19 protein-coding genes are annotated in these 23,363 nt (G+C 72.2%); 8 read left to right on the forward strand and 11 right to left on the reverse strand.

Annotated elements, in window-relative coordinates:
* Positions 1-19: 19 nt before the first annotated feature.
* From ACFYU0_RS09445 to ACFYU0_RS09465, 5 genes are all read right to left on the reverse strand, one after another.
* Positions 20-1,066 (reverse strand): ABC transporter substrate-binding protein, encoded by a 1,047-nt coding sequence (locus tag ACFYU0_RS09445; RefSeq protein ID WP_351665109.1) that lies wholly within the window; start codon positions 1,064-1,066, stop codon positions 20-22.
* A 183-nt stretch (positions 1,067-1,249) separates the two neighbouring features.
* Complete coding sequence (locus ACFYU0_RS09450) at positions 1,250-2,410, reverse strand: acyl-CoA dehydrogenase family protein (RefSeq protein ID WP_389299161.1); 1,161 nt, start codon at positions 2,408-2,410, stop codon at positions 1,250-1,252.
* Between the two features lie 5 nt (positions 2,411-2,415).
* On the reverse strand, positions 2,416-3,357 hold the full coding sequence (locus ACFYU0_RS09455) for a hydroxymethylglutaryl-CoA lyase (protein WP_351665105.1): 942 nt from the start codon (positions 3,355-3,357) through the stop codon (positions 2,416-2,418).
* Complete coding sequence (locus ACFYU0_RS09460; protein ID WP_389299164.1) at positions 3,358-5,283, reverse strand: acetyl-CoA carboxylase biotin carboxylase subunit; 1,926 nt, start codon at positions 5,281-5,283, stop codon at positions 3,358-3,360. It abuts the gene before it with no gap.
* Positions 5,284-5,294: 11 nt separating this feature from the next.
* On the reverse strand, positions 5,295-6,911 hold the full coding sequence (locus ACFYU0_RS09465; protein ID WP_389299167.1) for a carboxyl transferase domain-containing protein: 1,617 nt from the start codon (positions 6,909-6,911) through the stop codon (positions 5,295-5,297).
* Positions 6,912-7,006: 95 nt separating this feature from the next.
* Between ACFYU0_RS09465 and ACFYU0_RS09470 the strand changes: the two genes are divergently transcribed.
* The 3 genes from ACFYU0_RS09470 (at position 7,007) to tesB (ending at position 9,806) form a co-directional block, all read left to right on the forward strand.
* Positions 7,007-7,612 (forward strand): TetR/AcrR family transcriptional regulator, encoded by a 606-nt coding sequence (locus ACFYU0_RS09470; RefSeq protein ID WP_351665099.1) that lies wholly within the window; start codon positions 7,007-7,009, stop codon positions 7,610-7,612.
* A 135-nt stretch (positions 7,613-7,747) separates the two neighbouring features.
* Positions 7,748-8,905 carry an acyl-CoA dehydrogenase family protein gene (locus tag ACFYU0_RS09475; RefSeq protein WP_351665097.1) on the forward strand — a complete coding sequence of 386 codons (1,158 nt, stop codon included), beginning with the start codon at positions 7,748-7,750 and terminating at the stop codon, positions 8,903-8,905.
* A gap of 34 nt (positions 8,906-8,939) precedes the next feature.
* Complete coding sequence (tesB, locus tag ACFYU0_RS09480) at positions 8,940-9,806, forward strand: acyl-CoA thioesterase II (RefSeq protein ID WP_351665095.1); 867 nt, start codon at positions 8,940-8,942, stop codon at positions 9,804-9,806.
* A 68-nt stretch (positions 9,807-9,874) separates the two neighbouring features.
* On the opposite strand, the gene ACFYU0_RS09485 is transcribed toward tesB, so the two are convergent.
* Positions 9,875-12,163 (reverse strand): ABC transporter permease, encoded by a 2,289-nt coding sequence (locus tag ACFYU0_RS09485; RefSeq protein WP_389299170.1) that lies wholly within the window; start codon positions 12,161-12,163, stop codon positions 9,875-9,877.
* Positions 12,160-12,768 carry an ABC transporter ATP-binding protein gene (locus tag ACFYU0_RS09490; RefSeq protein ID WP_389299172.1) on the reverse strand — a complete coding sequence of 203 codons (609 nt, stop codon included), beginning with the start codon at positions 12,766-12,768 and terminating at the stop codon, positions 12,160-12,162. The genes ACFYU0_RS09485 and ACFYU0_RS09490 overlap by 4 nt, the downstream gene beginning before the upstream one ends.
* Before the next feature lie 640 nt (positions 12,769-13,408).
* Here ACFYU0_RS09490 and ACFYU0_RS09495 point away from each other — a divergent pair.
* Positions 13,409-13,765: a hypothetical protein gene (locus ACFYU0_RS09495; RefSeq protein WP_389299174.1), complete on the forward strand. Its 357-nt coding sequence runs from the start codon at positions 13,409-13,411 to the stop codon at positions 13,763-13,765.
* 70 nt (positions 13,766-13,835) lie between these two features.
* Here the strand turns inward: ACFYU0_RS09495 and ACFYU0_RS09500 are convergent, their stop codons facing one another.
* Positions 13,836-14,624, reverse strand: a complete 789-nt coding sequence (locus ACFYU0_RS09500; RefSeq protein WP_389299176.1) for a phosphatase — start codon at positions 14,622-14,624, stop codon at positions 13,836-13,838.
* Positions 14,625-14,727: 103 nt separating this feature from the next.
* Positions 14,728-16,518: a PucR family transcriptional regulator ligand-binding domain-containing protein gene (locus tag ACFYU0_RS09505; RefSeq protein WP_389299179.1), complete on the reverse strand. Its 1,791-nt coding sequence runs from the start codon at positions 16,516-16,518 to the stop codon at positions 14,728-14,730.
* Between the two features lie 192 nt (positions 16,519-16,710).
* Here ACFYU0_RS09505 and ACFYU0_RS09510 point away from each other — a divergent pair, with 192 nt between their 5' ends.
* From ACFYU0_RS09510 to ACFYU0_RS09520, 3 genes are read left to right on the forward strand one after another with little or no spacing between them, the layout of a single operon-like run.
* On the forward strand, positions 16,711-18,171 hold the full coding sequence (locus ACFYU0_RS09510; RefSeq protein ID WP_351665086.1) for a sodium:solute symporter: 1,461 nt from the start codon (positions 16,711-16,713) through the stop codon (positions 18,169-18,171).
* Positions 18,172-18,227: 56 nt separating this feature from the next.
* Positions 18,228-19,199, forward strand: coding sequence for an agmatinase (speB, locus tag ACFYU0_RS09515; protein ID WP_143639230.1), 972 nt, complete (start codon positions 18,228-18,230; stop codon positions 19,197-19,199).
* A gap of 5 nt (positions 19,200-19,204) precedes the next feature.
* Positions 19,205-20,890: a thiamine pyrophosphate-binding protein gene (locus ACFYU0_RS09520; RefSeq protein ID WP_389299181.1), complete on the forward strand. Its 1,686-nt coding sequence runs from the start codon at positions 19,205-19,207 to the stop codon at positions 20,888-20,890.
* A 69-nt stretch (positions 20,891-20,959) separates the two neighbouring features.
* Here the strand turns inward: ACFYU0_RS09520 and ACFYU0_RS09525 are convergent, their stop codons facing one another.
* Together ACFYU0_RS09525 and ACFYU0_RS09530 are read right to left on the reverse strand one after the other, a co-directional pair.
* Positions 20,960-21,763 carry an endonuclease I family protein gene (locus tag ACFYU0_RS09525; RefSeq protein WP_389299184.1) on the reverse strand — a complete coding sequence of 268 codons (804 nt, stop codon included), beginning with the start codon at positions 21,761-21,763 and terminating at the stop codon, positions 20,960-20,962.
* 151 nt (positions 21,764-21,914) lie between these two features.
* On the reverse strand, positions 21,915-22,292 hold the full coding sequence (locus tag ACFYU0_RS09530) for a hypothetical protein (RefSeq protein WP_389299187.1): 378 nt from the start codon (positions 22,290-22,292) through the stop codon (positions 21,915-21,917).
* 72 nt (positions 22,293-22,364) lie between these two features.
* Between ACFYU0_RS09530 and ACFYU0_RS09535 the strand changes: the two genes are divergently transcribed.
* Positions 22,365-23,288, forward strand: coding sequence for a serine hydrolase (locus tag ACFYU0_RS09535; protein WP_389299190.1), 924 nt, complete (start codon positions 22,365-22,367; stop codon positions 23,286-23,288).
* Positions 23,289-23,363 lie beyond the last annotated feature (75 nt).

A 23,363-nucleotide genomic window follows, 5' to 3' on the forward strand; every position in this document is an offset into this window, starting at 1 on the left:
TCAGGAAGGGGGGAGGGGGCTAGCCGACCTTCTTGGCCTTCTCCAGCGCCTCGGCCAGGCCGGTGAGCAGCGGTACGCACTTGTCGTAGGAGAGGATCGGCTCGGGGGAGCGGGCGATGACCTGCCCCGCCTTGACCGCGGGCAGCTTCTTCCAGGTCGCCTTGGTGATGTCGGCGGGCTGGATGGCCGAGGTGCGGTCGTCCATCATGATGATGTCGGCCCGGTACTTGTCGACGTTCTCCCAGCTCAGCGACTCGTACCAGCCGCCGCCCTGCTTCTTGGCGCTCTCCGGGGGCTCGACGAAGTTCACCCCGAGGGCCTTGAAGTACTCCAGGTCGACGGACAGGTCGGTGCCGGAGACGTAGAAGAGCTGGTCGCTCGCCGAGCCCGCCATCACCTTGAGGCCGGGCTTGGCCTTGGCGGCGGCGCGCAGCCGGGCCGAGGCGTCCTCGAAGCGCTTCTTGGCGTCCGTCACCCTGGCGGCCCTCATGTCCGCGCCGAGCGACTCGGCCAGCTTCCACATGCGCTGCAGCGGCCGGGTGAGCTGGCGGTCGTAGACGGAGACGCCGACGCTGGGCGCGAGCTGGGCGATCTTCTTCTTCGACTCCTCGGGGACGTACCAGAGGGTGCCGGCGTCGTCGAACATGGTGCTGATGAGCACGTCGGGCGCGAGGGCCGCGTACTTCTCGATGTTGAACTGGCCCCAGGTGTTGCCGAGAACCGTCACCTTGCTGACGTCCATGTCGCCGGCCTGGACGTCTGCCTTGCCCGCCGTGGTCTTCGTCGGGCCGAAGACCCCCTTGACCTGCACGCCGTAGTCGTACAGCGCGGCGGCGGCGCCGGTGAAGGCGACGATGTTCGCGGGGACCCGGTCCAGCTTCACCGTGGTGCCGCGGTCGTCCGTGAAGCTCCAGGGGCCGGACTCGCCCCCCTTGGCCCGCCCGCCGGAACCCGCGTCTTCGCCCTCGCCGTCACCGCAGGCCGCGAGTGCGGCGCCGAGTCCGAGGACGCCGCCCGCGGCGAGCAGACCGCGACGGGAGAAGTGGGTGGAACGGGCTTGGGACATGGGTATGGCTGCTTTCGACCGGGGCGTGGCCGCCCGCCGGACAGTTCGAAGGTAGGTTAGCCTAACCTCAGTGAATGTCCAGGGGGCGGGGTCCGCCGCCGACACCCCGTCAGCAACGCGCACGCGGGGCGGCGGACGGACGGATCCGTCTGCCGCCCCGCGCGCTCGGCGGTGGGGGACGCCTCAGCCGGTCAGGCCCAACTCGCGGGCCACCAGCATCCGCTGCACCTCGCTCGTGCCCTCGCCGATCTCCAGGATCTTGGAGTCGCGCCACATCCGGGCCACCGGGTACTCGTTCATGAAGCCGTATCCGCCGTGCACCTGCGTGGCGTCGCGGGCGTTGTCCACGGCGACGGTGGAGGAGTACAGCTTGGCCATCGCCGCCTCCTTCTTGAAGGGCTCGCCTGCCACCAGCCGGTAGGCGGCGTCCCGCCAGGCCAGCCGGGCGGTGTGGGCCTTCATCTCCATGTCGGCGATCTTGAACTGGATGGCCTGGTTGGCGCCGATCGGCCGGCCGAAGGCGTGGCGCTCCTTCGCGTACTTCACCGACTCGTCCACACAGCCCTGGGCCAGGCCGGTGGCGAGCGCCGCGATGGCGATACGGCCCTCGTCGAGGATGCGCAGGAACTGCGCGTAGCCCCGGCCCTCCTCGCCGAGCAGGTTGGCGGCGGGCACCCGGACGTCCTGGAAGGACAGTTCACGGGTGTCGGAGGCGTTCCAGCCGACCTTCGAGTAGGGCGCGGCGACCGTGAAGCCGGGGGTGCCCGCCGGGACGATGATGGCCGAGATCAGCGGCCTGCCGTCCGGCTTGCGGCCGGTGACGGCCGTGACCGTCACCAGGCCGGTGATGTCGGTGCCCGAGTTGGTGATGAAGCACTTCGTGCCGTTGATGACCCACTCGTCCGTGTCCGGGTCGAGGCGGGCCGTGGTGCGGGTGGCGCCGGCGTCGCTGCCGCCGTCCGGCTCGGTGAGCCCGAAGGCGCCCAGGATCTCGCCGGAGCAGAGCCGCGGCAGCCACTCGCGCTTCTGCTCCTCGGTGCCGAAGAGGTGGATCGGCATGGCGCCCAGCGACACACCCGCCTCCAGCGTGATGGCCACCGAGGAGTCGACCCGGGCCAGCTCCTCCAGGGCGATGCCGAGGGCCAGGTAGTCGCCGCCCATGCCGCCGTGCTCCTCCGGGAACGGCAGCCCGAACAGGCCCATGCGGCCCATCTCGCGGACGATCTCGTACGGGAACTCGTGCCGCTCGTAGAAGTCGCCGATCTTCGGCGCCACCACGTCGTGCGCGAACTCCTCCACCGTACGGCGGAGTTCCTCGAGCTCGGGGCTGAGACGGTGGTCCATGCTGATCACTGGTCCTTGTGGGAGAGAGCGCGGACGGTTCGGGAGGGGCTCGGGCGGCCCAGTTGTTCGGCCATCCACACGCTGGTGGCGGTCAGACGGCCGAGATCGACCCCGGTCTCGATGCCGAGGCCGTGCAGCATCCACACGAGGTCTTCGGTGGCGAGGTTGCCGGTGGCGGACTTCGCGTACGGGCAGCCGCCGAGGCCGCCGGCGGACGCGTCGACCGTCGTCACGCCGTGCTCCAGGGCCGCGTAGGTGTTCGCGAGCGCCTGGCCGTAGGTGTCGTGGAAGTGCACGCCGAGCACGTTCGTCGGCACGCCCTCCTCGTTCAGCAGGGCGAGCAGCTCCAGGACGTGGCCCGGGGTGGCGACGCCGATGGTGTCGCCGAGGCTCAGCTCGTCGCAGCCCATGTCGCGCAGCGCCGTGCAGACGCGGGCCACCTGGTGGAGCGGGACGGCGCCCTCCCAGGGGTCGCCGAAGCACATCGACACATACCCGCGCACCTGCGCGCCCGCGTCCTTGGCCTGCCGCACCACCGGTTCGAACACGGCCAGCGACTCGTCCACGGTGCGGTTGAGGTTGGCCTTCGCGAAGGACTCCGTGGCGCTGGCGAACACCGCGATCCTGCTTGCGCCGAGCGCCAGGGCCCGGTCCAGGCCGCGCTGGTTCGGCACCAGCACCGGCAGCTCGACGTCGAGGTCCGACACGAGCGGGAACAGCTGCTCTGCGTCGGCGAGCTGGGGCACCCACTTGGGGTGCACGAAGCTCGTCGCCTCGATCGTCGTCAGGCCGGCGCCGGCCAGACGGCGGATGAACTCCGCCTTGACCTCCGTCGGCACGGACGTCTTCTCGTTCTGCAGCCCGTCGCGCGCGCCGACCTCGTGGATCCGCACCCGCGCGGGCAGATCCTGGGCGGTGACGACCATGGGCAGTCCGTCGGCGTTCACCTACGCCTCCTCCTTGGGCGTGATGACGGCCAGCACCTGGTCCATGGCGACCGTCGAACCCGGGGTCACGTCCAGCTCGGCGACCGTGCCCGCGTGCGGGGCGGAGACGACGTGCTCCATCTTCATCGCCTCCACCACCAGCAGGCTCTGCCCGGCCGCGACCTCGTCGCCGACGGCGACCTTCACCACCGTCACCGTGCCCGGCATGGGCGCGGTGAGCGAGTCGGCGCCGGCGTGCGCCGACCGGCTCAGGGACGCCTCCACCGGGTCGTGGTCGCGCACCTGCCAGGCGTCGCCGTCGCGGCCGAGCCAGTCACCGGCCCGGCGGAAGGTGTGCCGGACGCCGTCGAGGGTGACGGACACCCGGTCGCCGGTGACGGTGTGGGTGCCGCGCGGGGTGTACGCGACCGCTTCCTGGGCCCGCAGGTGGACGACGGGCCGCCTGGGCGTGCCGCCCAGACGCCAGCCGCTCGGCACCGAGAACGGGTCGACCCAGCCCTCGCCGGCCGGCCGCAGCGCGTCCAGCCGCACCGCCGCCGCGGCCTCGTACACCTCCTCCGGCACGTCGCCGGGGACCAGCTCGTCGACCACCCGCTCCACCAGCCCGGTGTCCAGCTCGCCGGCCACCACCGCCGGGTGCGCCAGCAGCCGCCGCAGGAACCCCGCGTTGGTCTGCACGCCCAGCGTGACCGTCTCGGCGAGTGCGGCGCGCAGCTTGCGCAGCGCGGTCTCCCGGTCGGGGCCGTAGGCGATCACCTTGGACAGCATCGGGTCGTAGAGGCTGCCCACCTCGGTGCCCTCGCTGAGCCCCGAGTCGGTGCGCACGCCGTCGCCCTGCGGCTCGTGCAGCAGCCGCACCGTGCCGCCGGAGGGCAGGAAGCCGCGCGCCGGGTCCTCGGCGCAGACCCGTGCCTCCACCGCGTGCCCGGTCAGCCGGACGTCCTCCTGCGCGAAGCCGAGCCGCTCCCCGGCCGCCACCCGCAGCTGCCACTCCACCAGGTCAAGGCCGGTGACCAGCTCGGTGACCGGGTGCTCCACCTGGAGACGGGTGTTCATCTCCATGAAGTAGTACGACGAGGGGTCGCCGCCCGGCACGATGAACTCCACCGTGCCCGCGCCCCGGTAGCCGCAGCTGCGGGCCGCCTGCACGGCCGCCTCGCCCATCGCGGCCCGGGTGGCCTCGTCGAGGAGCACGCTGGGCGCCTCCTCGATGATCTTCTGGTGCCGCCGCTGCAGCGAGCACTCGCGCTCGCCGAGGTGGACGACGTTGCCGTGCCCGTCGGCCAGCACCTGGATCTCGATGTGCCGGGGGCGGTCGACCCACCGCTCCACCAGCAGGGTGTCGTCGCCGAAGGAGGCGCGGGCCTCGCGGCGGGCGGCCGCGATCTCCTCCTCCAGCACGGCGATGTCCCGCACCAGCCGCATGCCCTTGCCGCCGCCGCCCGCCGAGGGCTTGAGCAGCACGGGCGTGCCGATCTCGCGGGCGGCGGCGGCCAGTTCGGCGTCGGTGAGGCCGCTGCCGCTGGAGCCCGGCACGACCGGCACCCCGGCCGCCTTCACCGTCTCCTTGGCGCGGATCTTGTCGCCCATGAGCGCGATCGCGTCCGCGGGCGGGCCGATGAAGACCAGCCCCGCCTCCTCGCAGGCACGCGCGAACCCGGCGTTCTCGGCGAGGAAGCCGTAACCGGGGTGGACGGCCTGGGCGCCGGTGCGGGCGGCGGCCTCGAGCAGCCGCTCCACCGACAGATAGCTCTCGCCCGCGGGCGGCGGGCCGATCCGGACCGCCGTGTCGGCCTCCCGGACGTGCCGCGCGTCGGCGTCGGCGTCGGAGAAGACCGCCACCGAGCGGACGCCCAGCGAGCGCAGCGTACGGATGACGCGTACGGCGATCTCGCCCCGGTTGGCCACCAGCACTGTGTCGAACACGGTTCCCCTCCTCACATCCGGAAGACGCCGAACTGGGGGTCTCCCAGCGGCGCGTTGGCGCAGGCCGTCAGGGCGAGTCCCAGCACCTGACGGGTCTCCATCGGGTCGATCACGCCGTCGTCCCACAGGCGGGCGGTGGCGTAGTAGGCGTTGCCCTGGCTCTCGTACTGGGCGCGGATCGGGGCCTTGAAGGCCTCTTCCTCGTCGACGGGCCACTCCTCGCCGCGCGCCTGCATCTGGTCCCGCTTGACCGTGGCGAGCACGGAGGCGGCCTGCTCGCCGCCCATGACGGAGATCTTGGCGTTGGGCCACATCCACAGGAAGCGGGGGGAGTAGGCGCGGCCGCACATCGAGTAGTTGCCGGCGCCGTACGAACCGCCGACCACGACGGTCAGCTTCGGCACGCGCGTGCAGGCCACCGCCGTGACCATCTTGGCGCCGTGCTTGGCGATGCCACCCGCCTCGTAGTCCCGGCCGACCATGAAGCCGGAGATGTTCTGCAGGAACACCAGCGGGATGCCGCGCTGGTCGCACAGCTCGATGAAGTGGGCGCCCTTCTGGGCGGACTCCGAGAACAGGATGCCGTTGTTGGCGACGATCCCGACCGGGTGGCCGTGGATGCGGGCGAAGCCGGTGACGAGGGTCTGGCCGAACTCGGCCTTGAACTCCGCGAACCGCGAGCCGTCGACCACGCGCGCGATGATCTCGCGCACGTCGTAGGGGGTGCGGGAGTCGACCGGGACCGCGCCGTACAGCCCGGCCGGGTCGACCTTGGGCTCCACGGCCGGGACGACCTCCCAGGGGAGGGAGCGCCGCGCGGGCAGCGTGGCGACGATGTTCCGCACGATCCGCAGCGCGTGCGCGTCGTCCTCGGCGAGGTGGTCGGTGACGCCGGAGGTGCGGGAGTGCACCTCGCCGCCGCCGAGCTCCTCGGCGGTCACGACCTCGCCGGTGGCCGCCTTCACCAGCGGCGGGCCGCCCAGGAAGATCGTGCCCTGGTTGCGGACGATCACGGCCTCGTCGCTCATCGCCGGCACGTACGCCCCGCCGGCCGTGCACGAGCCGAGGACGGCCGCGATCTGCGGGATGCCGGCGCCGGACATCCGCGCCTGGTTGTAGAAGATCCGCCCGAAGTGCTCGCGGTCCGGGAACACCTCGTCCTGCATCGGCAGGAACGCGCCGCCGGAGTCGACCAGGTAGACGCAGGGCAGCCGGTTGTCGAGAGCCACCTCCTGCGCCCGCAGGTGCTTCTTCACCGTCATCGGGTAGTACGTGCCGCCCTTGACGGTGGCGTCGTTCGCGACGATCACGCACTCGCGGCCGCTGACCCGGCCGATCCCGGCGATCACGCCGGCGGCCGGCGCCTGCCCGTCGTACATCCCGTCGGCGGCGAGGGGAGCCAGCTCCAGGAAGGGCGATCCCGGGTCGAGCAGCGTGTCCACCCGGTCCCGGGGCAGCAGCTTGCCGCGCGCGGTGTGCCGGGCCCGCGCCTTCTCGCCGCCGCCGAGAGCGGCGGCGGCCAGTTTGCCGCGCAGTTCCCCGACGAGTGCGAGATGAGCCTGTTCGTTGGCCCGCCAGGCCTCCGACGCGGGATCGGCCGCGCTGTGAAGCTCCGGTGCCTCTTGCATCCTTGCGGTCCCCTCACCCAGTGGTGACTGTTAATGAGCGTTAACCATTTCCTCCAGGTTAACGACCGCTAACCTCGCTGTCTAGAATTACTGGCATGGTCACCAGAACCGACGCCCCCACCCGCCGCGAGCAGATCCTCAAGGAGGCCGCCCGGCTCTTCGCCGAGCGCGGCTTCCACGGCGTCGGGGTGGACGAGATAGGCGCCGCGGTCGGCATCAGCGGCCCCGGCCTGTACCGGCACTTCCCCGGCAAGGACGCGATGCTCGCCGAGCTGCTGGTCGGCATCAGCGGCCGGCTGCTGACCGGGGCCAAGCGCCGGCTCGCCGAGGCCGACGGCGGGACCGGGGCGCCGGAGGTCCTGGACTCGCTCATCGAGGGCCACATCGACTTCGCGCTCGACGACCGCCCCCTGATCACCCTGCACGACCGCGAGCTGGACCGCCTGCGCGACAGCGACCGCAAGCTGGTCCGGCAGCTCCAGCGGCAGTACGTGGAGCTGTGGGTGGAGGTGGTCCGGGAGGTCTACCCCGGGCTGACCGAGCCCAGCGCCCGCTCGGCGGTCCACTCGGTCTTCGGCCTGCTCAACTCCACCCCGCACCTCGGCCGCGCCGGCACGCTGCCCGGCCGCGCCGCCACCGCGGCCCTGCTGCACCGCATGGCCCGGGGGGCCTTCGGGGCGGCCGGGACGGCCGAGGGCTGAGGCGCGGCCGCGCCCCCTGGCCGCCGGGTGGTCAAGGTCACCCTGGACGACTGAACGTACCCGCCAGTATCTTGGGGTCTGAGCAAGCGCTTAGACATGCCCGAATGTCATGCCGAGGTACGTGGAGGTGGCGGCGTGCGCCGTACGGTGTTCAACGAGGATCACGAGGCGTTCCGGGAGACCCTTCGCGCCTTCATCGAGGCCGAGGTCGTCCCCGTCTACGACGAGTGGTTCGCCGCCGGCCAGGCGCCGCGCGACTTCTACTACAAGCTCGGCGAGCTGGGCATCTTCGGGATCAACGTGCCCGAGGAGTTCGGCGGCGCCGGCATGGACAGCCACAAGTTCGAGGCCGTCCTCTACGAGGAGACCGCCCGCGCCGGCGTGCAGTTCGGCGGCTCCGGCGTGCACGTGCTGCTCGCCCTGCCGTACATCAAGATGCTGGCCACGGACGAGCAGAAGAAGCGCTTCCTGCCGAAGTTCGTCACCGGCGAGGAGATGTGGGCCATCGCGATGACCGAGCCGGGCACCGGCTCCGACCTCGCGGGCATGAAGACCACCGCCAAGCTCTCCGAGGACGGCACGCACTACGTCCTCAACGGCGCCAAGACCTTCATCACCGGCGGTGTGCACGCCGACAAGGTCATCGTCTGCGCCCGGACCTCCGCGCCGACCGCCGAGGACCGCCGCCACGGCATCTCGCTGTTCGCCGTGGACACCAAGTCCGAGGGCTACTCCATCGGCCGCAAGCTGGACAAGCTGGGCCTGCGCACCTCCGACACCGCCGAACTGGCCTTCGTCGACGTCAAGGTGCCCGTCGAGGACCTCCTCGGCGAGGAGAACAAGGGCTTCTACTACCTCGGCCACAACCTGGCCTCCGAGCGCTGGGGCATCGCCTTCGGCGCCTACGCCCAGGCCAAGGCCGCCGTGCGCTTCGCCAAGCAGTACGTGCAGGAGCGCACCGTCTTCGGCAAGCCGGTCGCCCACTTCCAGAACACCAAGTTCGAGCTGGCCGCCTGCCAGGCCGAGGTGGACGCCGCCGAGGCCGTCGCCGACCGCGCCACCGAGGCCCTCGACGCCGGTGAGCTGACCCCCGCCGAGGCCGCCTCCGCCAAGCTCTTCTGCACCGAGGTCGCGCACCGCGTCATCGACCGCTGCCTCCAGCTCCACGGCGGCTACGGCTACATGAACGAGTACCCGATCGCCCGCCTGTACGCGGACAACCGCGTCAACCGCATCTACGGCGGCACCAGCGAGATCATGAAGACGATCATCGCCAAGGACATGGGCCTGTAAGGTCTCCGCAATCACTGGCGGGTACAACCACCTCATGAGCCAGGCACTTCAGGACCTCCTCGATCTGCTCGACCTCGAGCAGATCGAGGAGGACATCTTCCGCGGCCGGTCCCGCTCCGCCGTCGTACCCCGCGTCTTCGGCGGGCAGGTCGCGGCGCAGGCGCTGGTCGCCGCCGGGCGCACGGTCCCCGGCGACCGGCAGGCCCACTCCCTGCACGCGTACTTCCTGCGCCCGGGCGACCCCGGCGCGCCGATCGTCTACAGCGTCGACCGCATTCGCGACGGCCGGTCCTTCACCACCCGCCGCGTGGTCGCCGTGCAGCACGGCAAACCGATCTTCCACCTCTCGGCGTCCTTCCAGACGTACGAGGACGGGCTCGACCACCAGACCGCCATGCCGGCCGCGCCCGACCCGGCCGCGCTGCCCACCTCCCAGGAGCGGATGCGCGGTTACGCCCATCTCGCGCCCGAGGTCGTGGAGCGCTTCCTCGAGGCCCGCGAGGCGATCGACCTGCGCTACGTGGACGAGCCGCCGTACGGCAGGTTCGGCGAGCCGCGCGAACCGCACTCCCAGGTGTGGTTCCGCACCAACGGCAAGCTGGACGACGACCCGCTGCTGCACGTCGTGCTCGCCACCTACGTCTCCGACATGACCCTCCTCGACTCCGTGCTGCTCGCGCACGGCCGCGGCGGCTGGGCGGTCGGGGACGTCGTCGGGGCGTCGCTGGACCACGCGATGTGGTTCCACCGGCCGTTCCGCGCCGACGAGTGGCTGCTGTACGACCAGGAGTCGCCCTCCGCGCACGGCGGCCGGGGCCTCGGCCAGGCCCGTATCTACACCCAGGACGGACGGCTGGCCATCTCGGTCATCCAGGAGGGCGTGGTCCGCGTCCCCCGCTGACCCCGTCACGCGGCGAGGCCCGCCCACGCCCCCCTTCGAGCGGGCGCGGGCGGGCCTCGCCGCGTCGGTCAGTCCCTCCGGATCAGCTCCGGGTCGATGCGCCGCCCGACCAGCGGCAGCGTGCCCAGCGTCGCGACGACGACCACGCCCAGGGCCGCGCACACCAGCACGGGGATCCCGGCGAAGTCCCAGAACACCTCGCCGCCGCCGGTGATCAGATAGCTGGACTCGGCGAGCTTGCCGGCGACCAGCGCGAGCGCGAGGCCGATGGCGAGCGGCAGCACGACCTGGACGCTCTGCACCGCGCGCAGCGTACGGCTCCTGGCCCCGATCAGCGTGATGGCGGTGACCTGCGACCGGCGTTCGACGGCCCGGTCGGTGACGGAGACAAGGAACGCCGCGACCCCGATCACCAGCCCCATCACCATGCCGAGGACCAGCAGCGTCTCGATGACCGCGATCTGCTGCAGGCTGTCGACGTTGACGCCCACGGGGTCGACGGAGACGGTGGGGGCGGCCGTTCCGATGCCGTCCAGGACGGTGCGGACGACGTGCGGGTCGGAGTCGCTGTTCAGGACCAGGTGGCCCGACCGCGGCCGGGCGTGGGCGGGCAGCGTCGAGGGCGGGACGATCACGGCCGCGTCGCTGACCGCCGAAGGGTCGTACGGGCGCGCGACGACGGCGGCGGACGGGATCGTGAGCGACAGCGTGAGGTGCCGCCGCCCGTCCCGCAGCCGGAACGGGAAGGAGGCGCCGGGCCGGATGTCCGGATCGGGGGAGGCGTTCGGATTCAGGAGCCGCATGACCCGCCCCTCCTGGCAGCCCTCGACGCTCATCACCAGCCGCTTCAGCTGGGTGCAGGTGGCGATCAGCGCGGTGGCCTCGGGAGGGAAGCCGGAGTCCGTCGGCTTGCTCCAGGACACCATCGTCCGGGCGTGCACCCGTACTCCCCGCACCTCGGTGAGCCGTTCCTCCTGCTTCCCGGAGAGCGCCGTGAGCGGCATGGAGTAGTCCTGCACGGGAGTGCCCGGCCTGCTGACCTGCTCGAACTCGATCAGTACGCCCTGCGCCAGCGACGCCGCGAACACCAGCAGCACCAGGCCGGTCACGACCCGCATGGTGCTGCCGGGCTCGACCTCGTTGCGGCGCATGGCCAGGTTGAGCGTCAGGGACTCGGTGGCGCCGGCCACCCTGCGGGCGAGGAGGTAGGACAACCAGGGCAGGGCCAGCACGAGCCCCATTCCGGTCAGCAGGACTCCGCCCACCAGGAGGAGGCCGAAGACCCCGTTGCTCGTGGCGGGGTGGTCGGTGAGGCCGGTCGCGCAGAAGCCCGTGACGATGCCGAGTCCGGTGACCAGCAACAGGCCGCCCCACTTCGAGGGAGGCTTCGGCACGGCCGTGCGGCGCACCGCCAGCGGGTTGGCGGCGGCGCTGCGCGCGCTCGCCCGGCCCACGAACCAGGCGAGGCCCGGGCAGCCGATCAGGCAGACCACCACCGTGGTCCAGGACAGGGCGCCGTCGGCCGGGTACCAGCGCAGCGCGGGCAGGCCGGAGCGGGACATCACCTGGTTGAGGAGCCAGTACTCGCCGAGCCCGAGCAGAACGCCGAGCAGCGCGGCGGCCACCGTCTCGGCGGCGTTGACGCGCTGGGTGCCCCTGGCGCTCAGGCCCAGCAGCCGCAGCGACGCGAGACGCCGGGTGCGGCTCGCGGCGGAGAGCCGGGCGCACACCGAGAGGAACACAGCGAGCGGGAGCAGGACCAGGGTGGCGAGCGCGAAGCGCAGGTTGGTGAGCGTGGAGGGCTCCACGACCGAGACCGGGGCGTAGGAGTAGCCGAAGGACCGCAACGCCCCGGTGTCCGCGTCGTGGGCGATCTTCGCGCGCGTCGTGCCGACGTACGCGTAGAGCTCGTCGGGGTCCGCGAGGCCGGGGGCGCCGATCAGGCCCTTCTCCCGGCCCGGCAGCAGCCCCTTGATGCCGGGTTCGGAGCGCAGCAGGTCGTGCAGGCGGGGAGAGAGGTACAGCTCGCCGGGGGCCGGAAGCGCGTCGAGGCCGGGCGGCGGCTTCTGGGGCGCGTCGCCGCGGGCGACGAACACCCGGGTGAACGGCTTGGAGCCGTGTGGATCGCGGCGCTCCAGGACGAGCGCGGAGCCCGCCCCCGCCTTGCCCACCGAGGTCGTCTGCGGCTCACGGGCCGCGGCGCGTCCGTCGTGCGCGTCCAGGACGGCGGGGATCGTCAGCACCAGGGCCAGGCAGCACACGCCGAGGGAACTGCCCGCCGCCATGAGGAAGAAGTGCAGGCGGTTGCCCCGTCCCGCGCCGAACAGCAGCCGCAGTCCGAGCAGGAACTCCCTCATGAGACACCTCGTGGGGAGAGCAGGCCGTCGGCCATGGCGTAGTGGCTGTCGGCCTGCGCGGCGACGGCCGGATCGTGCGTCACCAGCACCACGGCGGTGCCCTGGGAGCGGGCCAGATCGAGGAACTCCCGCAGCACGGCGGCGGCGTTGGCGCTGTCCAGCGACCCGGTGGGTTCGTCGGCGAAGACCACTGCAGGGCGGTGCACCAGCGCACGGGCCACCGCGACGCGCTGACTCTGACCGCCCGACACCTGCGAGGGCCGCCGCTCGCGCAGCTCGCCCAGGCCGAGCCGTTCCAGCACACGGCCGGCCTCCGCCAGAGCGGCCTTCCTGCGCTTGCCGGCCAGGCGCAGCGGAAGCGCCGTGTTCTCCTCGACGGTCAGCTCGGGCAGCAGCTCGCCGTACTGGAAGACGAAGCCGAAGCGCTCGCGGCGCAGCGAACTCATCTCGTCGTCGTCGAGGTCCGCGAGCACCGTCCCGTCGAAGCGCACCTGCCCGCGCGCGGGCGCCAGCACTCCGGCCAGGCAGTACAGCAGCGAGGACTTGCCCGAGCCGCTCTGCCCCGTGACGGCCGCGACCTCGCCTCGCGCGATCGAGAGGTCCACGCCGCGGACGGCGGGGTTGTCGCCGTAGGAGAGCTCGACGCCCGAGGCGGAGAGAATGTGTGACGTAGTGATGACTTCCCCCAGAAGCGGAAGGGCCCAGACCGGCGCCAGGCCCGGAATTACGCGCCGGCGTTCCGGCCGCGGCCGCTTGTGCATTCCTGGTGGTCAGGCCAGGAATTCCTAGAACGTAGCCGCAGGGTTCATCGGCGCGGGGCGAATATGCGTGGGGTATGGAGGTGTTTGGGACGTTGGTTCCGGGCATACTTTGCCGTCACCTTGCCCACACCTGAGCGGAATGTGATCTTCCGAAGTTTTTCGGGGCGGGCGGAAAATAGTTGCCTGCTCAAAATGACGTGAGGCGCGTGGGGGACTAGGCTCTCGGAGTGAAAGCCGCAGTGCACGGCATGCCCAGCCGGCGAGGATTCGGATGAGCCCGGACCTCAGCCGCGGCACCCGAGGGCGCGATCGCGTACGGGGTGGGCCGCAGGCGCCGGCAAGGTGACGCACGTCGTGCCTCATCACACAGTGCGGTGACACCTCCGACCGCCCCGCTCTTCCCCCTTATTCGCGGCGGCGGCCATCCACCCAGGGATGGAAGGTATTTCCCATGCGAGCACAGCGCGCGAGGCGCCTTGTCGCCATGTCCGCCACAGGCCTGCTGCTGGCCGGCGGTGCAGCGATCGGCACGGCGGGCACCGCCTCGGCCTCGGACCACCACAGCGACCGCGGCTCCTACAGCCACAGCCGGGACTGGGGAGACAACGACCACTACAACCACCACAACTCGTGGTGGGACGACGATGACGACGACTACGGCTACGGCGACTATGGCGGTTACGGCCATGGCGACCACGGCGGCTACGGCGGCTACGGCGGCGACCACGGCGGCTACGGCGGTGATCACGGTGGCTATGGCGGCCACGGCGGTCATGGCGGCGGCTACGGCGGCGGCCACGGCGGCGGCGGCCACGGCGGCGGCGGCCACGGCGGGCGCTGAACCGACCACCACCTGAGACAAGGATGTGCGGCCCCGTACCCGGAGCCGCACATCCGCTGTGCACGCGGCGTCAGTCGAGGCCCGCCGCCGTCAGCAGATACGCCGTCATGGGGTCGTAGTGGCGCGGGCTGACGACGTGGTCGTCGAGCGGGACCACCACCTGCACGGTGCCCTCGGCCTCGGCGAGGAACAGCGCCGGGTCATTGCAGTCGGCGTACCCGACCGAGTCGACGCCGTGCTGTCCCGCATAGCCGGCCCAGCCGTGGTCGGCCACCACCAGGTCCGGCAGCGGGCGCCCCTCCCGCTCAAGTCCGGTCAGAACGGCGCGCATCGGCTCGCCGGAGTGCGTGTGCCACAGCGTCGCGCCGTGCTCCAGGACCGCCACGTCCGCGAACTGCATGACGTAACCCTCGTCCGTCTGCAGCCCGTCCGGGATGACCACGATCTCGCAGCCGGCCGCGCGCAGCGCCCCGGCCGTGGCCCGGTGCACGTCCAGCAGACCGCCCGGGTGGCCGGTGGCGAACAGCACCCGCTGGCGTCCCTCGGCCGCCTTGCGCAACCGGGCGGCCAGCCGGTCCAGCGCGCCCACGGTCAGCTCGGGGTCGATGGTGTCCTGCCCGTACCGGTTCTCGGGGTCGTCGTCGACGCCCACCCGCTCGGCCATCACCGCGAGCACGTCCTGCTCGTCCGCCCAGCGGTCGCCCAGTTCGAGCCCCAGCCAGAAGTTGCGCTCGCCGTTGGCCAGCCTGCGGTAGTGGGAAAGGTTGTTCTCGCGGGGCGTGGCGACGTCCCCCGCGATACGGGTCCTCACCAGGTGGTCGACGAGCTGGGCGCGGCTGGGTGTCCCGGGTATCGGCATGCCACCCATTGTGAGGGCACCCGGGCGGGCGCGTCCTCGGCATACCGCACGCTGGGACCGGGATCACTGGGCTTGCCCGTGACGGCCGGCCCCGGCGACCCGCTCAGCCCTGCCGCAGCGCGAACCACAGCTCCATCCGCACGTCCGCGTCGTCCAGGTCGGCGTCCAACAGCGTGGCGCACCGGGCGATCCGCTGCCGCACGGTGTTGCGGTGCACGTCCAGCGCCACCGCCGTGCGGTCCCAACTGCCGTGCAGCGAAAGCCAGGTGCGCAGCGTCTCGGCGAGCGCGGGCCGGCCGCCGAGCGGTGCGAGCAGCGCGTCGGCGTGGGCCCGGGCGTCGGAGTGGGACACCAGGTCCGCGAGGGCCTGCCGGGCGCCGTGCCGGACCAGCGGGACGCGGGTGGCGCGGGCCCGGGCCAGCGCGCGGGCCGCCTGGCCGTCGGCGGCCGGCCACTCGCCGGGGCCGGCCGCCGCGCTGGTCCCGAGGGTCCAGCCCGGCTGCGGCACGGGCTCCCGCTCGGCCGGCACCAGCACCCGTACGACGTCACGGGCCACGTCCACCAGCGGCGAGCCGAGGGCGGCGCCCAGCGCGGACGCCGCCACGGCGTCCGGCGCCTGGGCCTCCGGCCGGGCGTGCACGACGATCCAGCGGCCGTCCCCGAGCAGCGGAGCCACCTCCGCGGGGGACGCCCCGAGCAGCAGCCGCACGAGCGCGGCCGATCGGGCCGCCCCGGACCCGCTCTGGTGCTCGCCGGTCAGCAGGGACAGCAGTACGGCGGCGACGGAGGCGATGGTGTGGTCGCCAGGCCCGCGCTGCCCGGAGGCCACCCCGAGCACGAACCCCTCGCCGGCCCCGAGGGCGTAGGCGGCGAGGTGGGTGTCGCCGAAGGTGTCGGTGGCCGAGGAGGGCACCGGCCGGGGGGCCGGGCCGGCGGGTGCGCCGGCGGCCGGTCCGGCACCTGCGGGACGCCGGGGCTCGGCCGGGGCGGATGCGGCGGCGGAGCGGCCGGGTCCCGCGGGCGCGGCCGTCCCGGCCGGCGGGTGAGCGGAGGCGCGCTCCGCCGCCCGGGCCGCGCCCGCCTGCCCGCCGCGGACGCTGCCGCCCGCTCCGTCGGCCGGCGGCCGGACGGCGCCGGTCCGTGCGGAACCGGCGCCCGCCGCCCCGGGGCCGTCGGCGCCGGACGGCCCGACACCGCCGCCGCCCTCCGGGCCGCGGTCCGGCTCCGGGGGCCGCGGGCCGCTCGGCCGGACCACTTCCGTCAGCTTCGCCAGGGCCGCCCGCACCTCGCCGGACACCGCCCGGCCCGCCTCCGCGATGCCGGTGCCGTCCGGGCCGTAGAGGATCGCGTGGCCGCCCAGGCGCTGGGCGAGCTGGCGCAGCACCGAGGGCACCGGGTCCGGCCGGGACGCCGCGGCCGCGAGACTCTGCTGGGCGTCGGTCACGCGGCGCAGCTCGGCCAGGCGGGCCTGCGCCATGAGCTGCCAGACCGCCCGGGCCACGCCCGAGAACGTCGTCCGGGGCGGCACCTCGAGCAGCGGCAGGCGCCGCGCGTCGCAGGCGGCGATCAGCGCCGGCGGCACGGTGTCGTGCACCGGGGCGAGGCCGAAGCCGAGGGCCGCACCGCCCGCGGCCACGATCCGGGAGACGTAGTCGTCGAAGTACGTGTCCGCGTCCGCCGCCTGCGGGATGTGCACCCCGGCGGTCAGCAGCAGCTCGCCCCCCAGCAGATAGGGGTAGGGGTCGGCCATCTCCGAGGTGTGCGCCCCGTGGATCACCAGGGACGGACCGGACGGGCCGGCGATCTGGCGCAGGGCGAGGTCCTCCCGGGACAGCAGGGCGGAGAGCGCGACCGGTGGGGTCGGTGGGACGGCTGGGGCGACCGGTTCCGGCATGGTGTGCGTTCCCTCCATACACCCCCGTCCGTATGGATGAAACGTACACTTCGCAGTCGCTTTCCGGCCACCTAGTGTCAAGTCAGTCCGGCAGCCGCGGGTACGGGCGGATGTCCCCGCGATCCGCTGCCGTCACGTCCCCGTTGCAACCCGCACGACACGCCACCGGATGTGCGCGAAGGAGGGCCCCACATGGCCGTCGACTACACAGTGATCGTCGTCTATCTCGCCGGCATGCTGGCCATGGGCTGGTGGGGCATGCGCCGCGCCAAGTCCAAGAGCGAGTTCCTGGTGGCCGGCCGTCGCCTCGGGCCCGCCATGTACTCCGGCACCATGGCGGCGATCGTCCTCGGCGGCGCGTCCACCATCGGCGGCGTCGGGCTCGGCTACCAGTACGGCCTCTCCGGCGCGTGGATGGTCTTCACCATCGGCCTCGGCCTGCTGGCCCTGTCCGTCTTCTTCTCGGCGCGCATCGCCCGGCTGAAGGTCTACACGGTCTCCGAGATGCTGGACCTCAGGTACGGCGGCCGCGCGGGCGTGATCTCGGGCCTGGTCATGTGGGCCTACACCCTCATGCTCGCGGTGACGTCCACCATCGCGTACGCCACCATCTTCGACGTCCTCTTCGACATGAACCGCACCGTCGCGATCATCCTCGGCGGCTCGATCGTCGTCGCGTACTCGACGCTGGGCGGCATGTGGTCGATCACCCTCACCGACATGGTGCAGTTCGTGGTCAAGACGATCGGCGTGCTCCTGCTGCTCCTGCCCATCGCGGTGGTCAAGGCGGGCGGCTTCTCCGAGATGAAGGCCAAGCTGCCGACCTCGTACTTCGACCCGCTGGGCATCGGCGGCGAGACGATCTTCACCTACGTGCTGATCTACACCTTCGGCATGCTGATCGGCCAGGACATCTGGCAGCGCGTGTTCACCGCCCGCAGCGACAGGACGGCGAAGTGGGGCGGCACGGTCGCCGGCACCTACTGCCTGGCCTACGCCCTCGCCGGCGCCGTGATCGGCACGGCGGCCAAGGTGCTCTACCCCAAGCTGGGCAGCCCGGACGACGCGTTCGCCACCATCGTCAAGGACGAACTGCCCGTCGGTGTGCGCGGCCTGGTGCTGGCCGCCGCCCTCGCCGCCGTGATGTCGACGTCCTCCGGCGCCCTGATCGCCTGCGCCACCGTCGCCAACAACGACATCTGGTCGCGGCTGCGGGGCGTGGTCAGGCCCTCCGGTGAGGAGCACGACGAGGTCAGGGGCAACCGGGTCTTCATCCTGATCATGGGCCTCGGGGTGATCGGCACCGCGATCGCGCTGAACAACGTCGTCGAGGCCCTGACGGTCGCCTACAACCTCCTCGTCGGCGGCCTGCTCGTGCCCATCCTCGGCGGCCTGCTGTGGAAGCGCGGCACCGCGCAGGGCGCGCTGGCCTCCGTGGTCGTCGGCGGCCTCGCCGTGATCGGCCTGATGGCGGGCTACGGCATCCTCGCCAACGAACCCGTCTACTACGGCCTGCTCGCCTCCCTCGTCGTCTACGTCGCCGTCTCCCTGGCGACCCGGCCCACCGACGAGGCCGTCCTCGCCGCCTGGCGGGAACGCCTCGCGGGACGCTCCCCCGAACTCGCGTCCGAACCGGTAGCGGCTCACCAGTAGAGTCGTACGGAAAGCAGCACAAGCGTGACGAAGCGCTGGAAAGAAGGCAATTGACCATGAGCAGCAACGAGACGCCCCGCGGCCCCGTCGACTCCTCCCGCGTCCCGCGGTACGCCGGACCCGCGACCTTCGCCCGGCTGCCCCGCCTCGACGAGGTCGGCGCCGCCGACGTCGCCGTGGTGGGCGTGCCGTTCGACTCCGGCGTCTCGTACCGGCCGGGCGCCCGCTTCGGCGGCAACGCGATCCGCGAGGCGTCCCGGCTGCTGCGCCCCTACAACCCGGCGCAGGACGCCTCCCCCTTCGCCCTCGCGCAGGTCGCGGACGGCGGCGACATCGCCGTGAACCCGTTCAACATCAACGAGGCCGTGGAGACCATCGAGGCGGCCGCCGACGACCTGCTCGGCACCGGCGCCCGCCTGATGACCCTCGGCGGCGACCACACCATCGCGCTGCCGCTGCTGCGCTCGGTGGCGAAGAAGCACGGCCCGGTGGCCCTGCTCCACTTCGACGCCCACCTGGACACCTGGGACACCTACTTCGGCGCCGAGTACACCCACGGCACCCCGTTCCGCCGCGCGGTGGAGGAGGGCATCCTCGATACCGAGGCGCTGTCCCACGTCGGCACCCGCGGCCCGCTGTACGGCAAGCAGGACCTCACCGACGACGAGAAGATGGGCTTCGGCATCGTCACCTCGGCGGACGTCTACCGCCGCGGCGCCGACGAGGTCGCCGACCAGCTCCGCCAGCGCATCGGCGACCGCCCGCTGTACATCTCCATCGACATCGACTGCCTCGACCCGGCCCACGCGCCCGGCACCGGCACCCCGGAGGCGGGCGGCATGACCTCCCGCGAGCTGCTGGAGATCCTGCGCGGGCTGGCATCCTGCAACCTGGTGTCGGCGGACGTCGTGGAGGTCGCCCCCGCGTACGACCACGCGGAGATCACCTCGGTGGCGGCCTCCCACACCGCCTACGAACTGACCACCATCATGAGCCGCCAGATCGCGGCGGCCCGGAAGGACGCGTAAGCGAAGTGACTCACGACCACGACCTGGTGCTCCGCCCGACCGAGGCACAGATCTCGACCGCGCTGAACCCTCCGCCCGGGCGCAACGGCGGAGACCTGGTCGTGGAAACCCTGGCCGGGCTGGGCGCGACCACCGTCTTCGGCCTGCCCGGCCAGCACGCCCTCGGCATGTTCGACGCCCTGCGCCGCTCGTCGCTGCGCTACGTCGGCCTGCGGGTGGAGAACAACGCCGGCTTCGCCGCCGACGCGTACGGCCGGATCACCGGTGAGGCGGCCCCGCTGCTGCTCTCCACCGGCCCGGGCGCGCTGACCTCGCTGGCCGCGCTCCAGGAGGCGGCCGCGGCCTCCGCCCCGGTGCTGGCGATCAGCAGCCAGATCCCGACCGCCGGCCTGGGCGGCGGCCGGCACGGCTACCTCCACGAACTCCCCGACCAGGCCGCCTCGTTCCGGGGCGTGGTCAAGTCGGTCCACACCGTCCGCACCCAGTCCCAGATCCCGTCCGCGATCGCCGCGGCGTGGAAGTCGGCCCTCTCCGCTCCGCACGGCCCGGTGTGGGTGGAGATCCCCCAGGACGTGCTGCTGTCCGCGACCGCGCTCCCGGTGGTGACGGCGATGGACGCCACGCCGGACGACCTCCTCCCGCGCCCCGAGCTGACCGCGGTGGCGGCCGACCTGCTGTCCCGCGCGGCGCGCCCGGTGATCATCGCGGGCGGCGGGGTCGTACGGGCCGACGCGTCCGGGAAGCTGAGGGCGCTGGCGGAGAGGCTGGCCGCACCGGTGGTGACCACCTTCGGCGGCAAGGGCGCCTTCCCCTGGGAGCACCCCCTCTCCCTCCAGTCCTGGCTGGAGGACCGCCACACCACGGACTTCCTGGAGGACGCCGACGTCCTCCTCGTGGTCGGGTCCGGACTCGGCGAACTGTCCTCGAACTACCACACGTTCACACCGCGCGGCCGGGTGATCCAGATCGAGGCCGACCTCGGCAAACTGGAGTCCAACCACCCGGCCCTCGGCATCCACGCGGACGCCCGCCTCGCCCTCCAGGCCCTGCTGGAGACGGTGGAGGAGCGGGCCGACGAGTCGGCGCCCGAGCGCGTACGGGACCTGCTGGCGAAGGTCGCGGACCGCATCGCGGGCCAGGAACTCACCCTGGAACAGGACGTACTGGCCGCCGTCCGCCGCGCCCTGCCGGCCGGCTCGCCGTCGTTCTGGGACATGACGATCCTGGCGTACTGGGCCTGGTCGGCCTTCGACCCCCGGGGCGCGAACAGCATGCACTCCGCCCAGGGCGCCGGCGGTCTCGGCTACGGCTTCCCGGCGGCCCTGGGCGCGGCGGCCGCCGACCCCACCCGCCCGGTCCTCGCGGTCTCCGGCGACGGCGGCGCCCTCTACTCGATCGCCGAACTGGCCACGGCCCGCCAGTACGACCTGCCGGTCACCTGGCTGATCGTCGACGACGGCGGCTACGGCATCCTCCGGGAGTACATGACCGACGCCTTCGGCCAGGCCACGGCCACCGAACTGACCCGCCCGGACTACGTGGCCCTGGCGGAGTCCTTCGGGGTGCCGGGCGTGCGCACGAGCCCGGAGACCCTGGAGGAGGACCTGGCGAAGGCGCTGGCGGCGCCCGGCCCTTCGGTGGTCGTACTCCCCGCGGTGCTGCGGATGTTCGCGCCGACCCACCTGGGCTGACTGGCCGCGCCGGACGCCGGCCGGCGGTGAACTCCTCCCGCACGGGAGGAGTTCACCGCCGTCATGCGTCTACCAGATCGCGTCGACCCACTCCGGGTGGTCGATGAACGGGTTGCGGTTGTGCTGGTAGGTGTCGTATATGACCTGGTTGCGCTTCTCCTCGAAGGCGCTCGGCGGGTCCTCGTCGTTCCACTGCTTGAGGACGGACAGTCTGCCGATGTACGGGTTGCTGCCGTTGCCGACCTTGTCGTTGGGCTCCAGGTCGGCGAAGCCGTCGCCTCCGTCGTAGCGGACCGCCATGTAGAGGATCATCCGGGCCACGTCGCCCTTGTCCGCGTCGCGCGGCTCGAAGGAGTCGGAGTCGGTGAGGCTGCCGCCCCCGCCGCTGACTGCGCTGCCGCCGTCGTCGAAGTCCTTGTTGCCGCGGACGCTGTTGACCTGGACGTCCGCGGGGCGCAGGTGGTGCAGGTCGGTGCCGGGGCCGGTCACCTCGCCGAAGTCGCCGTGCGACTTGGCCCACACGTGCTCGCGGTTCCAGTCGCCGGTGCTGCCGCCGCTCAGGGACTTGGCGCGGGAGACGCCGCTGTAGAGCAGGATCACGTTGTTGCTGTTGTTCGGATCCTGGTCGGTGACCTTCAGCGCGTCCCAGACCGCCGAGTACGAGATCTTGCTCTGGCTGCTGATGATGGTGTGCAGCGAGGACTTGAGGCTCGCGCCCGTCTTGCCGACGGCGTTCCTGTAGTACGTGCTGTCGTACGAGGTCGTCGTCGCGCTTGCCGGGGAGGCGATCGCGGTCGGCAGGGTGAGGCCGACGAGCAGCGCCGAGACGGCCAGTGCCGGAGCCTTCCAGCGGTGCATGTGCGTCACGGTCATGTGGGGGCCGATCTACGCGGGTTGATTGAGCGGACAACCGGAGCGTGACATGGACATGCGTATCATGAGGTGAAGCGGAGGTGACCGTTGTGTGTCGGGACCCGGCAGGCCGCCACGGCCGGCGCGGCGCCGCGGGAGACCGCGGACGCCGTCAGCCGAAGAGCTTCGGCCACTTCTTCCTGTACTCGGCCATCTGGGCGTCGTAACCCGCCCGGTGCTGCGCCAGATCACGGTCGCTGAAGGTGCCGGGCGGCAGAACTCCGGGTTGGAGCAGGTCCGGTACGAGGCGGAAGACCTCCTTCGCGGCCTCCCACGTCTGCCCTCCCTTGCCGCGCAGCCTCACGAGTTCCCCGTACGAGTAGTGCTCGTAGTACTTCGTTCGTCTCATGCGGTCCAGGACGTTGTCCTTCGGTCCGCAGTCGTCCGGGCCGAGCAACTCGGCGTCGGCGGAGGCGAGGTGGCGCAGTACCGCCAGTGCGGCGAACAGGCGCCCCGATCGCTTGAACCCGCTCTCGTTCTCCTCCGGCATGGGGGAAGCATTGCCAAACCCGTGACCGACCACACGTACAACCGTCACCCGTCCCGGTGAGTCAACGCATGCATGACTCCCCGCACATCCGTACGCGCCGGCGCGCTGGCGGCCGCCCTCGGCGCCGTGGTGCTCATACCGGCGGTCGCCGCCGCCCCGGCCGCGGCGGCGACCACGCCCACCGTCAGCTGCACGTCCGCCAAGGCGGGCCTGGCCGCGAAGCTGAAGAAGGACATCACCGCGGCGCTCGCGAACCGCAAGGGCACCGTCGCGATCGGCCTCTACGACCGGTCCACCAAGACCACCTGCACCCTGCGCGCCACCACCGCCTACGACTCGGCCAGCACCGTCAAGGTGACCGTGCTCGCCACGCTGCTGTGGGACGCCAAGAAGCACGACCGGTACCTCACCGACCGCGAGGCCTCGCTCGCCAAGGCCATGATCACCAAGTCGGACAACAACGCGACCAGCACGCTCTGGAAGCAGCTCGGCATGACCAAGATCAAGGGCTTCCTGTCCGCCGCCGGGATGACGAAGACGGTTCCCGGCGCGAACGGCTACTGGGGGCTGACCCAGGAGAACGTCACCGACGAGCAGAAGCTGCTCAAGCTCGTCACGGCCAGGAACAGCGTGCTGAGCGACAACGCGCGCGCCTACATCCTGAAGCTGATGAACCAGGTCGTCTCCTCGCAGCGCTGGGGCACCCCGGCCGGGGCGCCGTCCACGGTCACCGTGCACGTCAAGAACGGCTGGCTGCAGCGGTCCACGCACGGCTGGCGGGTGCACAGCCTCGGTACCTTCAACGGCGGCGGCCACGACTACATGATGTCCGTGCTGACGCACGGCAACAGCACCATGAGCTACGGCGTCACCACCATCCAGAACGTCGCCAAGGCGATCCACAAGGACCTGGTGCCGACGACGTCCGGCGTCGCCCGCTACACCCCGACCAGCACCCCGAGCGAGGCGCACGTGGCGGTGCCGCCGCAGGGCTGAGCCGGCTGCGCCGCCCGCGGGCGGCGTCCTCGGCGCCCGGCCCGTTTTGTTTCAGGGGGATGAAATCCGCACGCC

The organism is Streptomyces sp. NPDC003720, assembly GCF_042875075.1.
Taxonomy (GTDB): Bacteria; Actinomycetota; Actinomycetes; order Streptomycetales; family Streptomycetaceae; genus Streptomyces.